The sequence below is a fragment of the Pseudomonas sp. D3 genome, assembly GCF_029320995.1.
GTDB lineage: Bacteria > Pseudomonadota > Gammaproteobacteria > Pseudomonadales > Pseudomonadaceae > Aquipseudomonas > Aquipseudomonas paraveronii.
Genome location: NZ_CP119772.1, coordinates 1005998 through 1022558, shown reverse-complemented (window position 1 = coordinate 1022558; position 16561 = coordinate 1005998). Strand labels below are relative to the sequence as shown.

Below are 16561 nucleotides of genomic sequence, written 5' to 3'. Positions count from 1 at the left end.
TCGTAGGTATCAAAGGAAATGGCCAGAGTCGCATTATTGGTAAGGTATAATCAGTCAGGCAAATGCTCTTGCGATTCATGTTGGTATTTGTTGAATTCCTTTTCCGCACGTCTTCCCAAGTAGCCATCCATAACAGCATTGTCTAGGATGGCGGAGAACTCAGCATCGTCGGCTTTCAGATCTGAGACCATTATTTGCGTGATTTCTTTAGTTGTTGCTTTCACTTGATATTCTTTACTAATAGGTTCGGGAAGGTCGTCGCAGTAGGTGGTGGCGCGTATAAACGTGTTTCGATCCGCCCGGATGAACATTGCAGTTTTTGATTCAACTACAGTGCCTGCCTGCACGTCGCCAACATCCCATGTAAAAATATACTCCTGATCGGAATGGCCTCTTTTGATATCGTATGATGGTATTGAGTTTGGCTGCAAAAAGTCATATCGCTGTGATTTTTGTTTGGATGGTATATCTGGGAAGTAGTCGTTAGTGTTATCCACCGCCACTCCAACGTCCCGCCGGATAACAAGACAGACGCTTACGTTTTTCGCAAGAACACGAGAGTCATTGCTTATCCTGAAGCATAGGAGTTCAGACCCACCCCAGGTCCTCAGAAATTTAGCTCTTTCTTTGAAAAACTTATCATTGAGACCTTGTTCCATGAAACCTGTTGACATACCTCCAAACATGTTAAACCCATTGCGCCCGCCAGGAACATTGATAACTTTAACGTAGTTCGGAATTTCATCTTCTGGTGGAACTGTGCATATAGCTCCTCTGAGTTGAATGCTGTCACCTGAAAGCTCTTCGCCATCGGCATTCACAACACCTAATTTCAGCTCTGGATACTTTGGAACGCGTTGTAGTTGCGTATTTACTAAATCAGTACCAACCGTCATCAACAGATGGTAAACCATTCCTACTACTATGAGAAAAGTGCCCCAGTGCAGGTTGGAGTCTTGATCTAGGTAATCTCTAAGTACTTCGGAGCGTCCAAAATATGACTCGAACCCAGCAACAATCATAGCCTCAAATATACGAGACTGAGATATCACGAGGGTAATCCCTGCCCCCACAACCAGCCTGGTTATGACGTTGTAGGCTTTCGGCCTGATGATGCTTAAGAAGCGGCTCAAATGCCCTAGCCACTAGTCAATGTCGATGTCGATGTTCAAATAGTCGTACTCGGCTCGATAGAAGATTGATGCATTTAGGGGGGTACAATAAGTTTTGGCAATGCCAGCCTCAGTGCTCACCTCCTGCTTATTATGGATCTGTTGTCAGTTACAGGCTTGGCCAGCATTTCCATTAGCTGATGATGTTCTTGATAATCCGTGCAAGGCTATGGCCTGAATATCCTTCGGTGTATTCGTGAGCAACATCAACTTCATGATGGCCCAACGCTTTCTGGATGCGCTTTTTCACTCCCTTACAACCGTGAATTGTTTGACGCGGCTTCTGCTAGGAGGCCGCCGCAGAGGGGACTCAGCCGGTATGACTGCTTTTGGCCGGTTTCTACCGTCCGTACGAGCAATATTTGGCCAAAAGCGGACTTTCGGAAACGTCTACAAAACCCTGGGGGATTCAAACAGCGGTCCAGTGTCCTGGTTTGACTAGTCTATTGACTGATTATCTATGACATTCTTAAAAAGCCCCAACGCTTCATCATCCAACAGCCCACGCATGTATCATGGGACGAGGTAGGTCTGATGATCGTTTTGGTCATACCCGTACTCATCTTAAATCACGAGTGCTATCGCACCTGTTTGCAGACCATAAGACCCTGAACGGGGTGGGTATGACTTCCCGCCCCGTTCACACTTCACCGCTCCAACCTTACTCGCAGTCTTCTGGCTCGCTCCTGAAACGCAGTATTGCCCCCTTCAAGAATTTCACACACTGCTTTACGAACCTCTAAGCTCTCCAACCCCCCTGACACATAGGAAATAGGCGGTAGGCCACCCGGAGTATGGTGGCCCGAGGTTGCCACGATGATCTGGTCGGCATCGGTATTGATCACAAGGTTGGCGTTGTGGGTGACGATAATCACCTGACGCTTGGCTTTCGCGGCTACGAAGAGAGAGACCAACTCGTCGAAAACCGATTTAGGATCAAGGTTCTCTTCAGGCTGGTCGATGATCAGAGGTCGATCATCTGCGTCGTCGAGCGCCAGATATAACAGGAGCAGCACAATACCCCGCGTCCCTGGTGACAGCTTCCTGATGTCGATACCGTCGTACAAAATCTCGTAGCTGACCGTAATGTGGCCAGTGCTGTAAAGCCAAGCAGCAAATTGCTTAGACCAAGCGCGGAACTCCCCTTGCTGGGACTGAGAAACTGGAGCATGAGCGATAAAGTCCCTGCGGTACTTATCCATGAAAGCCGCCATTGCTGTCTGGATTTCCAAAGCGGAACCCGTCTCCCATACAAGCTTGAGCTCTCTTGTTGCAGCATCGATCAGCGACCCTCGGCCGTTGAACGGCCCGCCCTTTCGCCTATCGAGCAACTTTTCTTCTCCAATGATTCCCCATTCGCCGACATCGGCTGATCGACGAACTGATATGCCGAGCTTTTGTAGGGTTCCTGATGAGGCCTCCAGACGTACCATTAGCGGATGGTAGAGATCGGCTAAGGCACCCTGCTCATTGATGATTGCCTCGAATACACGACCATACGTGTCACTACGCTCGGCCTGGAGCATCTTACGCCGCGCTTCTGCCCCTTGGGCGTCTGTAAGCCTGGTCTCAAGAGATTTGAGAATTGTGTTTTCTTGAGTGATACGGTCGGAAAGAGCTTTGAACTGATCTTGAATCAACTTATCGGCACTGAAAAGCGCTTCGAGCCTTGTCATCTCAGCAGTGATAGGTGCTAGTGCCAAAGAGGTGATGTCCACCGTATCGGCGACGAGAGGAGTCAGCGGATCGCCTGGTGGCGGGGGAACGCCCCTAAACTTCGCGATCTCATCGTCAGCCCATTTGATATAGGCGGTCAGACTCTGGTCGACATCCCCCTTATAAATCAGGAGGAACTGATCCCACTGCTCGGGCCCTAGGCCGCTATTAGTGTGCCTGGCCTGTACCTGCCGAAGGATTTCAGGCGCACCTGTTGCTCGCATGCTCCGTACCTCGTCCTGTAACGCGACGAAGGTGCGACGCTGATTACCGTAGTCCTGGATTCGGCCTCTCAGGCTTTCGGCCGCCGTACTTAACTGGGCATGCCGAATCGCATGCGCCTCTGTACCTTTGACTACGAGCTTTGCCAGATCGATGGAGTACCCATGGAGCTGCTGCTTTTTCTGAGAGACTTGAGTGGTCAGCAAAGCAACTGAGCTTTCCTTCTCAAATTCGATCGCGATTCGCTCTGATATGTCATCAATTGCCGCAGCCTCTCGAGCGCGAGCTTGTTGAAAGCGAGCCGTCAGTTGCTCGCGAAGTTGGCCAAAATCGATAGCTCCATCGCGACTATCTGGGGTGTGTGAATCAAAGATGACCCTCTGGATTTCGTCCACCAGGCCGTCGGACATACCTTTTGCCGAGCACAGCTCTTCAACGAACTGCTGAGAAAGGTAGCGAGCCCGCGCAAAGGACATATGGCCATTCGCGTCCCTCCCATCAAGAGCGCGTTCGACGGAGGCTCCCCCTCCCCAGGTAAGAGTAGTGGATGCATCTCCCATCAACCGTCGAGCACGTGCCAGGAAGGATGGACTGCTGTTCTCATCTGCGTTCCAACTCTCTTCGGTGATCGCATCACAGCCGGCAGCGATGATGTCGGCGAGAGCGGTTTTACCCGAACCTCGCGCGCCAATGATTGCCACAAGCCCAGGATTTAGAGGGATGCTGGGCGATTCCGCCCAGGCTGCGTTATTGATTCTTATATGGGAAATAACTTGGGAAGGCATGGCAGAACGAGGAGGCAGCTCGCCAACGTGAGCGCGCCCCTCTGGGTCAATGCAAGCCTGACGGAGGGCATCAAATTCGAGTGCTCCCTTGATCCATGAGAAACGTTTATCTACCGGCTGTCCCACCGATTTCTGGTCGTGGGAATCGCTGCCGTGGAGGCATGGTTTGAATCCGCCATAGCGAATGCGCAAATCCTCTGGAGTCATGCTAGAACGTTGGCCGAGCCAGAACTCTCGCTGTGCGGAGCTGCTAGAGAAAATGATATGTGCGAACTTTTCTATTTCTTGGCGTATGGTCGCGTCCGCAGCCTGTCGAACTCCGGATGTCCCATCGCCCGCATTACCGGCTACAGCGACTAGGATGTTCTTCTTCGCCCAGTCGCTTTCACCAAGAACCTTTCGGAGCTGGTCGAAATTGACTTTGAATTGCGTCGCTCCATGCCGTAAAGCAGCGCCATCATCAACAATCGAGGAGTCAGCGCACTTCCCGAGTTTTATCAGCTCATCCCGTGTGCAATCAAACCGGTCGCCGAAAGCTTGAAACTGAAGGCGCTTAAGGATCCGTTTAATCTCTGACAGGTGATCAGGATCTTCTGGACTGATCAGCAGATGGATGTTCACAAAGCCGGATTTCGCGGCAACATCAAGGCGAAGCTCAATGTTCGGAAAGAGAAGCTGGACACTTGGCAGCCTGCCAGCCTCTTTGTGTTTAAGGAAGGCCTCATAGGTGTCCGTGACGTAATAGTCAGTAACAGCTATCGCCTCCACTACAGGTATCAGTTCTTCAAGCGATTGAAGGTAGGGTTCCCACGGGTTGTCTGAGCCAAATTGATTGTTCAGAACCGTACCCGGGGCATGAATGTGCGGCTCCCACCGATGCCATTCAGACCCACGACTAATCATTTGAAATCCCCATTACCAATCTCTCCGTACCTGGAATGCAAAACTGCCCATGGAGCATAACGGAATGGCAGGACCGATTCATATGGCTTTTTGCCAGCCCGATCGCCCGACAATTTGCCTTAGAAGGTCTTCCTGCATAACCGATTTCAGCCAATAGCCTCTTCCTAATGTCCGCTATCGGCCCAGAGTGTGTAAAAACGCTTCACCAAAATTGAAGTGTGCGCGTCTACGTTAAATCTGAAATTTATCGGCACGTCAGCAGATGTGGATTTCGCGTAGAAACGCGATTTTCAGTCCGGTTTTGAGTAAAGGTCGCGCTCAAAACTGTTTTTACACAGCCTCGGCCGGTAGCGGCCCGTCTAAACGAAAACCCCTAGTCGATGGCACCCGCCGTAATCATCACAAACAGCTCCTCCTAAGGCATTCAGTGATGTAACACCTATTTGCCATGTAACACGCATATGGGAGAACCATCCCCAGCTGTGTAACGCCATATAAATCATTTAAAATCATATAGTTATATACTTATGTAACACCCGTAACACCCGTAACACGGTTTTATTAGGGTAACCCCCTAGCCCCTTTAGTATTACTCCTTCAGCGAAGCGAGGTGGGGCACGCTCTTGGGTTTGGTTCGATGGTGGGGACCCTGAAGTATTCTTCTAGGTACGGGGTAGGAAACCCGCCGGATCGTGTTAGCGGAAGGGCACCCAGCTTAGTGAACAGGTGAACCTGGTGAACTCCAGTTCACCTGTGCATATGCCCTACGCTTTCAGCCATCTGCGAGTACCGTTACCAATACGGTAACGATGCCCTTTTTTCTTCAAGATCCTTTCAATTTCAACATTGAAATTTCAGTAAGCTGGTGTGGTTGCCGCTACCACGATCCCGCGGGTTTCATGCCCCGTGACCTAAGGAATCCCGCAGGGGCCCCGGCAGTTTTTCAGGACCCAAGCAGTACCCAATCAGCTACTCTGCATGTCACCAAGCTCGTGCAGCCGAAAGCTCCATCCCACCACGGAGAGGTATCGAATTGTTGAACGTCAAACCCATCAAGGCTTTTTTCATCAAGCTAGGTCCCAGCGGACAATGGGAAAAGGAGTGCATCGAAAACGGCACATTGAGAATTGGGTATCGTGATGTGCCCCATGAGCACTGCGTAAGTGGAGATTGGGAAGCTGCGCGTAACTCCTTCCCGGCAAGTTCGGACCAGGGCAGCGTCACACGGCACATAAACCAGGTGCGACAGTTCTACGAGGAGCCGGAGACTACTCTTTGGATAACCTTCTTTTCTGACCGGCTGTGGTGGTGCTTTGCTACGCCTGGAATTAGGCAGCTCCCAGACCAAACAAAAATCCGCCAGGTATCAGGTGAGTGGCGTGACACTGACGTCAATGGACGATCCCTCATCAAAGGGCACTTGAGCGGCAAGCTTCTAGCAGTACAGAGCTTCCAAGGAACAATCTGTACCGTCCGAGAGTTTGACTACTTGATTCACAAAATCATGGGTACATCTGAGCCTCATGTCGCAGAAGCCCAGTTAGCCGTCGACAACCTGATTGCAGCGGTCATACCCATTATCAAAAACCTACATCCCAAGGATCTTGAGACGCTCACTGATTTGATTTTTCGGCAGGCCGGTTGGCAGCGAACAGGAGTGGCGGGCGAGGTGGAGAAAGACATTGATCTTGATCTCTTGTCTCCCATTACCCAGGAGCGAATTGGCATCCAAGTGAAATCAAAAGCCTCAGCGTCGGTGTACCGTTCATATCAGGACAAATTCGCGGACATGAGCGGCTTTACACATTTCTACTTCGTCACGCACTCACCAGATTCAAGCCTCAAGACTTTAGCTACGGAAAGTAGTGACGGAGCGTTTATTTACTGGGGGCCAGAGATGCTAGCGCTCCAAGCCGTTCGTAACGGCCTCGTGGGCTGGCTGATAGACAGAGCGTCATGAGCCGGACTGGAGGTTTGCTCCAAAGCAGGCAGGCATGTGTACCCACTACCATATCGGAATACCACTACATCCGTAGGCAGAAGCATGCAGCGTGTATGCCCACATGTATGCCTAACCGACAGGTACTTTAATAAACCCTTTAAATACAGCGCATTACAAGATCAGTTCAAATGACTGTGTACACCAAGTACCGATCCATAGACGTCTACAGCAGTCTATGAATCACCTCAAGAAGCCCGCCTCGTGCGGGCTTTCTTGTTTCTGGCTGTCCACCTCTGTCTACCCCTATCCGGCCATGCTGCAAAAATAACGGCGATCATTGCTGAGCTGGGTTAGTGCACGGACGTGCCCACCCATTTGCATTCGGCCGGACCAGTCATTTGCATCGAATTTGACCCGCGCGATTCGTGGGCATGACCGGTAGAAAACGGCCAATAGCAGACGTTCGCTACTGGGGCTAACCCGAAGCGTTGGCCGGTGAGTTCCGAGCTTGATGCCGGGCGCAGGTTGCTGGATTGGGTACTAGGTCAGGTGCAGAAGAAAGAGCGGACGCAGTCATGCGCGCTGCGCTTGCCTTCATTCATATCTGACGGCTGTAGCAGCGCTCTTGAGTGTAGGCTGGCCGCAGCGTTGCCTGAACCGGTCTCATCGCGGGGCAAGTCCGCTCCCACGCTACTCTCGAAGTTTGGACTGTTCGGGAGCCGGCTTGCCAGTGATGAGGTCAGCAATGGCAACACAAGGCTTCAACCAGCAGTTGGCATTAATACGACAGGCACCTGGATGGGCGGAATGTCCTCGCCCGCCGGCACCAGGTAGGGATCCTGCATGGGTAGGCCGTCCACTGCCGACACCACAAGACTGTCGATAACCGGATCGCCGCAGCTCTTGACCAGATAGGCCTTGGAACGGGGCTGCCCAGCCGTGAACCGGTAAAGCACGGTGACCGTGAAGGTCTGACCGGATGCCTTAACATGCTGGAACACCGTAGACATCAACAAGCGGTTGCGCTGCTCGCGTACAAATCGTTCGGTCCACAACCGGTTGTACTTCTGCACTTGCCCGGCGTCGAGTTCGAGCCCTCGCGCCAACAGTGGCTGTATCGCCTGCCAAGCTTTGTCGCCATACTTCTGCGTCGCGTCAATGTAAAGCTTCAAGGCCCCGGGCACATCGTGCGCACCGCCCTGTCCGTGCTCCATCATCCCACCCAGTGCCACCGCACCAGATCGTCCCCCCAGTCGGTAGTAATCACGGGCTTTAATCCAATCAGCTGGCTCGCCCACCCCGTCGCGCGCCATGCGCCCGAGTTCGACATAGGCGTAAGGGTCATCCTTTGCCGCTTCGAGATACAGACCGCGGGCCATACCGATGTTCTGAGTGACGCCGTTGCCGCTCTCGTAAAACGTGCCGAGCACATGCCGGCACATCGCATTACCAGCATCGCTGCTTCCCTTGACCATCTCCATACTAGCGGGTGCAACATCCCTGCTGTAAATGGCTTCACGGCAGGCCTTGCTCTGGTTGTCGTCCCGCGTGTAATCGAAGGTGCCAAGCGGCTCGTAACGGTTGCGCTGTTCTTCGAGGTAGCGTTCCATCGGAGTCCGCCGTGCCGCCTTGATGTAGTCGGCGGTGCTCTTGCCCATGTCGTTGAGGCTCTGGCAACCGGCCAGGGCGAACATCAGGCCAATCGATGCGAGGTTTCGGGTCATGCTTTACCTGTGTCCATACATGCACGGCGGTAGCTCGTGCGGGTGATCCATGGGTAGCCTGGCGAACGCGTTAACGCAGTAGCGTAGATGGGGCGGATCCTACCTGTCGCACGTGAAGCCCGCAAATATTGAGCACTAGCGAATGAGTGACGGTGGACTCCCGAGTTGTTCACACGAGAAGTAACGAGCCGCCCGGCTAATCGGCGGTCAAGGAGCTGCTTTTGGCTGCTTTTGGCCCAGAGTGTGTAAAAACGCTCATTGCCTCATCGTCTTGGGTCATCGACGTTCGTTTGCTGAGCGATAGCACGGTCAATGTTGCGGGTCGCATCAGTCGCGACCTGGGACACGTCAATGCGGTTTTTACAGCCTCTGGGATGGGCCGAAATCAGCCTTTTTTAGGCCGACAGCGCCTTCATCAAACCGTGAGCACCGATGATTTTCATGACTCGTTTCATGTTGTAGGCGAGCACATTCAAGCTCATCTCCGCACTCACCCCGGCCAGCTTTCGCGTCAGGAAGTGCGTCGCTCCCATCCATTGTTTGAGCGTCCCGAAGGGATGCTCAACCGTCCGTTTTCGGACTCGCATCATCTCTGGTGCTTTGCTCAGCCGATGCTGCATCTCCTCCAATACCTCTTCATGCTCCCAGCGTCGAACTCGTCGTTCCGTGCTCGGTGTGCACTGCGATTTCAACGCGCAGCCTTGGCATTTCGAACTCCAGTACCGGTGCAACTTCAGGCCTTTTTCAACGTAGGAATAGTGCCAGATCAGCGCCTCTCCTGCCGGGCAAATGTATTCGTTTTTGGTCGCGTCATAGATGAAGGCATCGTTATTGAAACGCCCGTCAGCCTTGGCTCCAGAGGTCATCGGCTTAGGCACATAGGCGGTGATGCCTGCATCGTGACAAGCCAGGATTTGTTCGCTTTTGAAGTAACCTCGGTCAGCCACCACCGACAACGTATCTGACGCCATCGCCTCGCGGGCCTGCTTGGCCATCGAGCTGAGTTGATCGCGGTCGGAACCGACGTTGGTCACCTCGTGCGCAACGATCAAATGGTGCTGGGTATCGACCGCTGTCTGCACGTTGTAACCGACGATTCCCGTGCCGCGCGTCATCATGGAACGGGAGTCTGGATCGGTAAGTGAGACCTGTTTATCTGGCGATTCGTTGAGTTGGATTTCGATCGCCTGAAGTTCCTTCATTTGAGTTTTGAGCTTGGCGATTTTCTCTTCCAACCGCACGGCGCTGGGCTCGGAAGCTGTTGGTTCTTGCCGGTCGGCAGCATCGAGTGCCGTCAGGTAGCGGCTGATACTCGATTCAATTTCTTCCATTCGCCGCTTCAGTTTGGCGCTGGTGAAATTGCGGTCGCGGTTGTTGACTGCTTTGAATTTACTGCCGTCGATGGCGACCAGATGTTCTCCGAACAGGCCCAACTGCTGACACAGCACCACGAACTGGCGGCAGACGCCTCGGATGGCCTTGCTGTTGTCTTTTCGGAAGTTGGCGATGGTCTTGAAATCGGGCATCAAACGCCCTGTCAGCCACATCAACTCGACGTTGCGTTGGGCTTCTCGTTCAAGACGCCGGCTCGATTGAATGCGGTTGAGATAGCCGTAGATGTAGATCTTCAGCAAGATTGCGGGGTGGTAAGCAGGTCGGCCGGTATCGGCTGGAATGACGCCTTCAAAACGTAGATTGACCAGGTCGAGTTCGTCGACGAAAACGTCGACTACTCGCACCGGATTTGTGTCACTGACGTAGTCGTCAAGGCTTTCGGGAAGCAAAGTACTTTGTCCGCGATGCTCACCTTGAATGAAACGTTTCATGGGCAATCCTGCGTTAACACTTTGGGTAATCATAGCAACGTTAGCCGGGTCTTCACGTACTCTGACGTAAGCACGATATGCTACTGAATTTGAAGTTGAAGGGCTTACCCATGGATGTAATTTCAGCGCACCGATTTTGTAAAAATCACCGAGCCCAAATTGAAGCAAGTGATCGTTGTGGCTGTTTTTACTGCTTAAGTGTGTTTTCGTCCGCAGAAATCACAGAGTGGGTCGATCTGGATACCACCGCTTTGTGTCCGAAGTGTGGGATTGACTCGGTCATCGGCTCAGCATCCAGCGCGCCGGTTAACCCAGAGTTTCTTTCGAAAATGAACGAGCACTGGTTTTAGACGATCCCATCGTTCGATGGTTTTCGGTCTGTCGGACATCTACACAGAACGTGGTTTGACCCAGCGCCTTACGATGCTGCTGATCGAATACGTTTTTACACACTCTGGGCCGTTCTCTGCCGATCATGGTTTCAACGCGTGTTGGTCAAATCCGATGCAATTGCTGGTCAGAACGAATGCAAGTGACTGGTCAGGTCGAATGCAAACGGGTGGTCAAGTGGAGCGCAATTTCGCACTGAGTTTCCCTATCACGATAAAACTTAGGAATGCGGCCGTTAAGGGAGGGCAAATAGCTCCACCGATAAGGACGAACAGACGAGGCTGGGTGGCGATGTAGCCATACCAAAATCGCCTCGGAGGCGATAGTCAATGCAAGTTGCTGGCCTGGACATTCATGTCTTCCTGAGCCGAAGCTGAAGGTTCGTCTTTGCGTTCGTTTGAGCAAGAAGCTATCGGGGTCTGGGTTCGTGCAGGAATCCCTGTTGGCTGAAGCGAGCAACAATAGAACGGTATCGCCCGCCTCCAGTACGCGGCCCCTGATAGTGCATCGCTTTGCTACGAATCGCCGGGTGTTTTGCACCGGCGAGTCGTAGCGCGCTACCTCTGCTACCAAGTCTGCAACGAGCATCGGCGTAGGTTGCATGTCTTCAATCAGGTCAGGGTTACGATGGAGCGCTACGAGGGTATTGCCGATCAAGCCTGCGGTGGCTTCGCAGGTCTGTGACAACAGACCGATCAGGTTAGCGATCAACGCATCGTGATCTCCCCAGGCGGTGCCTTCGCATCCGCTCCAGATATGGCTCAAGAAGCGGCTACGTTCATCGTCGCTGTTTAGCAACGCGGTGAATAATTCGCTTAGCCGAGTGGCCCCGGAATTGGCTTCACCGAGCTGAATTTCGTCGCTTAACGGCGACAGGCAGGCAACAAAATCCCGTGTCAGCCTCGCGACTTCCTTTAGCCGGCTGGATGGAAGGCCTATCAAGGCGGCAATGACGGAAACCGGTAACGTGAACATCAACTCATCCAGGTTATCGACCGGGTTATCGAGGGTCTCGACCACGTGTGACACGATGTCTGCGATGTTTTCTGTCTCGACAGAGGCCAAGGCAGGCTCGATAGCCATCCTGGGGCACAGGTGCTGCGGGCCCTCGTTCATGCGCATCAAACGACCGAAAATCGTTCCTGCCACGCCTTGCGCAATGGCGGGAGGAATCGGCTCGTTTAGCGGACGCACCCGACAGTCGGGATGCCCCAGAATGGCTTCGACAAACTTGGCACCACTTGCAATCCATAAACGAAGATCTGCATCGAATAACAGGCCGTTTTGTCGCCTGAGGCCTGAGTAATAAACGTAGGGATCAGCATGGGTAGCTGCTTCAAAAGGCGTCATTCCAAAAGTCCTGTTCACAAAGAACGGCTACTATCGAACACCCTTCATGCCGACGATTCGCTCAGGAACGAAATATGGACGTTCAAAGCAACGACACCGCGATTTCTCGGGTAGCCGGCGCAATTGCCGAACCTGCGAGGACGAAAATGCTTTGTGCGCTGATGGACGGCCACGCACGTACCAGTACCGAAATGGCCGTCATCGCCGACGTGAGTGCATCCACGGCGAGTGCGCATTTGGCAAGACTAAAAGAGGACGGGTTGGTAACGCTGCACACGCAGGGCAGGCATCGCTACTACAGCCTGGCGGACGCGCAAGTGGCCCAGGCTATTGAGGCCCTCATGGTGATTAGCCAAAACGCGGATACACGATATGTTTCAACGACCCCAACCCGATTGCAGTTCGCGCGTACCTGTTATGACCACATGGCAGGAACATTGGCTGTACAACTGCACGACCATTTCATGGAGTCAGGCTGGTTAACCGTGCCGGTTGCTGGGGACGGTATGTATCAGCTTACGACGATCGGCGAAAAAGCGATGACGGGGCTTGGTATCGAGATAGAAAAGCTAAGGGCACAGCGACGTCGTTTCGCGTGCTCATGCCTGGACTGGAGCATGCGGCGCCCTCATCTTGCGGGCGCACTCGGGGCGGCTTTTCTACAGATGGTCATAAGTCGCAAGTGGGTTATTCAAGACCTTGATAGTCGGGCACTTGGATTGACATCCAAGGGGCGAGAGGTGCTGTCTGGCCGGTTCGGGATCACGCTAGAAAACAAAGAGATGGAAAGATCAGTCGTGCGAAATGTGAAACGACCCGCCGAGCCGGCTCTACCGACGCGATAACTGCTCAGCTACACAAACTTCAAAACTGCAAGAGTAACACTCACAATGTTCGTACCCATCAGCAAGCGCAGGTTCGAGGCCTACTTTTATGGCCGCTCACCCCACGTAAAAGATTTCTCCACTGAAGTGAGCTGGTATACCTGCGAGACGGAAGGGGTAACTCTGCTGGCAGTGGTTTTGCTCTGTCATATCGACAAAGACTACAACGCGATTGTTTTGGCTCGAGACATGGCCAAGCGTTTTCGTGCAGTGGAGACGGTGGTTTCACTTTCCACCGCCGACTCGGCGATTCAGGAAGCCACCAAGGTGATTCCAAGAATCGTTGAAAAAGCTGTGGCCGGGATGGTTCCCCAGAGCGATGAGGCAGAAAGCCCGTTCGGCATTTTCGCCTCAAAGGTTCCCGTTCATAAGCAAAATCGCTACCTAAAGATGCTCTTGAATGATCCAGTCTATTATCCGGCGAGGGTTGCCATGGAGGAGTTGGCTCATTGGTTTGAAGACCCCGATGGAATCTTCATCCGAGGCTTACAGGGCAATGAGTTCAACTCACGTTTGTTCGAGCTTTATCTCCAGGCTGCTTTCTATGAACTCGACTTCATAATTGATCATTCGCATCCTCAGCCGGATTATCTGCTTTCCAAAGGAGGCATGGCCGTTGCGGTAGAAGCTGTCACGGTCGCTGAGTTGGAAGGCGAAGAAGATGCACTTGGTCAACCTCTCGAAGAGGAAAATCTGTCCGCATTGCTGGAGCACGTTGAAAAGGCTATGCCATTCAAGTTCCAGAGGACGCTAGCCAAAAAGGTGCGCCACCGACCTGAGCCCCTGGGACTGCCCTACTGGGAGTTACCCCACACCAAGGGGCATCCATTCGTGATCGCGGTCCATGATTACTCGAAGGGGATGTCGATGGCGACTTCACAAGGATCCCTACAAAAATTCCTTTATGGTCTGGAGTTGGTCGACGGAAAAATGGTGCAGGTGGAGCGCCATGAGTATGAGGGGCGGACGATCGCTTCAAATTTCTTCGCTCAGCCGGGGAATCGGCATGTCTCAGCCGTTATGCTGGCCACCGGCGCGACGATTCCAAAGTTCAACCGTATGGGGCGTCTCGCAGGAATTCGGAGCAGTACGTCGATTGCAGCAGTCTACGGTGTGCGCACGGATGCGCAGGGCAACCCTCATCCTTTTAAGTCCATCGTTGAAGGCACCGACTACCACGAAGCCTGGCACGATGGCATTTACATGTTCCATAACCCAAATGCCGCTATCCCCCTTCAGCCAGAACTATTCCACCGGGTAATCCACTGCTTCAAGGATGGGGAAGGGTTGGTCGAGTATCTACCCCCTAATTATATTGTTGGATCGGTAACGCAGATGTTCAAGTTTGAGGAATCACAAGCTGACGAGTTCAGGCACAGTTTCAACCTTGACGATTTACAGTCTGATCGCTTTTTTGAGGATATCTAGGAGAAACAGTTGATCGATCAATGACTAATTGGTCTCGGCTTTCCTGGAGTAGTTTCGGCCAAATAACCGGCCCTTCACAAGGTGCCGTTCGGTCAACAACTAACGACTGCTTCTGGCCTAGAGTGTGTAAAAACGCCTCACCAAAATTGAAGTGTGCGCGTCTACGTTAAATCTGAAATTTATTTGCCCGTCAGCAGATGTGGATTTCGCATAGAAGCACGATTGCCAGTCCAGTTTTGAGTACCTGTCGCACCGAAAAAACGTTTTTACACAGCCTCGGCCGAAAGCGGTCAGTCATAAGCGGCTATGTCCGGCCAGGAGCAGACATCGAGTGCCTGCGAATTCAGGGCCGACTTACTCCGCACCAGACTGTTCCGCCCAAATCCCCCCGCCGCTGTACCTGCTCCTACCTGAACATTACCGGTTAGCATGACTCCTCATCCAAGGAGGTATTGCGCTATGCCAGACGCTACTAATCTCTACCTATTCATTGTTGCCGCCTTGCTGCTGCTTATTGTGCCAGGCCCTAACATGGCAATCGTCACCAGCCACGCAGTCGCTCACGGCTGGCGAGCTGGCCTCGCGGCAGCACTCGGCATAACCCTGGCCGATTTGCTGATGACCGTCCTGGTTAGCGCGGGTCTAGGGGCGCTGGTGATGAGTTGGGCACCGGCGTTCGACTTGTTGCGGTGGGCAGGCGCTTGTTATCTGATGGGGTTGGCTTGGCAAGCATTGAAGGCTCCCCCTTCGGATACTGACACTCAACCTACACAGGCTTCATTGCGGAAAATCCTGGCCCGAGCCACGCTCAACAGCCTGTTAAATCCAAAGGCGCTGTTGTTCTTCATGGTATTCCTACCGCAATTCGTCACCGTCGGCACCAGCAGCGTCACGTTGCAGTTGATGTTCTTAGGGGTGCTGCTTGCGCTGATCGCCTTGGTGTTTCATTCCCTACTCGGATTTTGCGCCGGACGGCTTCATGCGCGCCTGCGCAACGGCTTGATCCCCAAACGCCTAGGCGCTTATGGCTTCGCTGCGGTAATGGCCGCTCTGGCAGCTCGCTTGGTCTTTCTAAACCGGCCGGTTTAATGGCTCCAAGCCCGTCCGACGTCACATTTGTCAACATCGCGCCAGGCCCGCGCACTCGGTCCGATGTTAGGTTTTGCGAGGTTATGGTGTGCGCTCGATGACGGGTTTTAACAGGTTGCTGGCGCTGACCAAACAGCAGAAATCGGCCAAATAGCAGACATTGGGTTTGCTCAGTCAAGACGAGTATCCGGTTAAACGAAAGCCCCTGGATCTCTCGATTCAGGGGCTTTTATTGGGTGCTTACTGCGCCAGATGCAGCAACAGGAAATCGATGAATGCCCTCGATTTGTGGGGCAAATGCGGGCTGTTGGGAAACACCACGTTGACCGACTGCGAGGGCAGCGAATAGTCGGGCAACAACCGGATTAGCCGCTCGCTGGCGATATCGTCCTTGATTACCCAGGCGGGCAGCACCGAGACGCCTAGCGACGCCAACGCCATGGAGCGAATGGCCGTGGAAGAGTTGGATTCAAACTGATTAATCCCGTTGATCTCGACAGTCCCCAAGTGCGGATGGCTCAACGTCCACTGGGTCGGTGCCTGCAGGTTGCTGTTGGCGATCCACGGCACCGTATTCAGGTCCTGAGGATTCTGCACCGGGTGACGTGCAAGAAACGTTTCGGTAGCCACCAGGACAATTTCATAATCTGCCAGTTTACGGCTCTTGAAAGCCGAGTCCGCCAAATTGCCTAAACGGATTACCAGATCTAACTTTTCTGCCACCAGATCATTGAGTGACGAGTTGAAATTATAACAGATTTTTATTTCCGGATAGCGTTCTATAAATTGCGGTATCAACGGAAGAATATAGGCCTCGCCGTATTCACTGGTGGAACTGAAACGCAACTTTCCGGACACCCGATTATGCCCTTTTAATACATTATCGAAGGCATTATCGATGTCCGCGACAATACCTTTGAATTCTTCATAAAAGTCATGACCGATTTCGGTGAGGGATATATTTCGGGTATTTCTAATCAACAGCGTCGCTGACAGCACGTCCTCCAGCGCCTTGACATGCAGGCTGGCCATGGCCTTACTGATGCTCAGGTAATTGGCAGCCTTGGTGTAAGAACCAAAATCGACCACGGCCAGGAATGTCTGGACCCGATTAAGATGAGTGTGCATAG

10 protein-coding genes are annotated in these 16561 nt (G+C 52.8%); 4 read left to right on the top strand and 6 right to left on the bottom strand.

The window, feature by feature from the left end; all coding sequences use genetic code 11:
* Positions 1-50: 50 nt before the first annotated feature.
* Both P3S72_RS04375 and P3S72_RS04370 read right to left on the bottom strand, forming a co-directional pair.
* Entirely contained in the window at positions 51-914 is an 864-nt protein-coding gene (locus P3S72_RS04375) for a hypothetical protein (RefSeq protein ID WP_276196395.1), read from the bottom strand.
* A gap of 905 nt (positions 915-1819) precedes the next feature.
* Positions 1820-4798, bottom strand: coding sequence for a TrlF family AAA-like ATPase (locus tag P3S72_RS04370; protein ID WP_276196394.1), 2979 nt, complete (start codon positions 4796-4798; stop codon positions 1820-1822).
* Positions 4799-5831: 1033 nt separating this feature from the next.
* Between P3S72_RS04370 and P3S72_RS04365 the strand changes: the two genes are divergently transcribed.
* Positions 5832-6758 (top strand): hypothetical protein, encoded by a 927-nt coding sequence (locus P3S72_RS04365; RefSeq protein ID WP_276196393.1) that lies wholly within the window; start codon positions 5832-5834, stop codon positions 6756-6758.
* Between the two features lie 743 nt (positions 6759-7501).
* On the opposite strand, the gene P3S72_RS04360 is transcribed toward P3S72_RS04365, so the two are convergent.
* The 3 genes from P3S72_RS04360 to P3S72_RS04350 all read right to left on the bottom strand — a co-directional run bounded on the left by P3S72_RS04360 (position 7502) and on the right by P3S72_RS04350 (position 12030).
* On the bottom strand, positions 7502-8464 hold the full coding sequence (locus P3S72_RS04360; protein ID WP_276196392.1) for a hypothetical protein: 963 nt from the start codon (positions 8462-8464) through the stop codon (positions 7502-7504).
* A 395-nt stretch (positions 8465-8859) separates the two neighbouring features.
* Positions 8860-10290, bottom strand: coding sequence for an IS1182 family transposase (locus P3S72_RS04355; RefSeq protein WP_276196391.1), 1431 nt, complete (start codon positions 10288-10290; stop codon positions 8860-8862).
* 540 nt (positions 10291-10830) lie between these two features.
* On the bottom strand, positions 10831-12030 hold the full coding sequence (locus P3S72_RS04350; protein ID WP_276196390.1) for a cytochrome P450: 1200 nt from the start codon (positions 12028-12030) through the stop codon (positions 10831-10833).
* 74 nt (positions 12031-12104) lie between these two features.
* On the opposite strand from P3S72_RS04350, the gene P3S72_RS04345 reads away from it, so the two are divergent.
* From P3S72_RS04345 to P3S72_RS04335, 3 genes are all read left to right on the top strand, one after another.
* Positions 12105-12875: a metalloregulator ArsR/SmtB family transcription factor gene (locus P3S72_RS04345; RefSeq protein WP_276196389.1), complete on the top strand. Its 771-nt coding sequence runs from the start codon at positions 12105-12107 to the stop codon at positions 12873-12875.
* Positions 12876-12920: 45 nt separating this feature from the next.
* The gene (locus P3S72_RS04340; protein ID WP_276196388.1) at positions 12921-14342 is read left to right on the top strand and encodes a hypothetical protein; all 1422 of its coding nucleotides are present in this window, start codon (positions 12921-12923) and stop codon (positions 14340-14342) included.
* A gap of 459 nt (positions 14343-14801) precedes the next feature.
* On the top strand, positions 14802-15431 hold the full coding sequence (locus P3S72_RS04335) for a LysE family translocator (protein WP_276196387.1): 630 nt from the start codon (positions 14802-14804) through the stop codon (positions 15429-15431).
* A gap of 240 nt (positions 15432-15671) precedes the next feature.
* On the opposite strand, the gene P3S72_RS04330 is transcribed toward P3S72_RS04335, so the two are convergent.
* Positions 15672-16559, bottom strand: a complete 888-nt coding sequence (locus tag P3S72_RS04330; protein ID WP_276197895.1) for a LysR family transcriptional regulator — start codon at positions 16557-16559, stop codon at positions 15672-15674.
* Positions 16560-16561 lie beyond the last annotated feature (2 nt).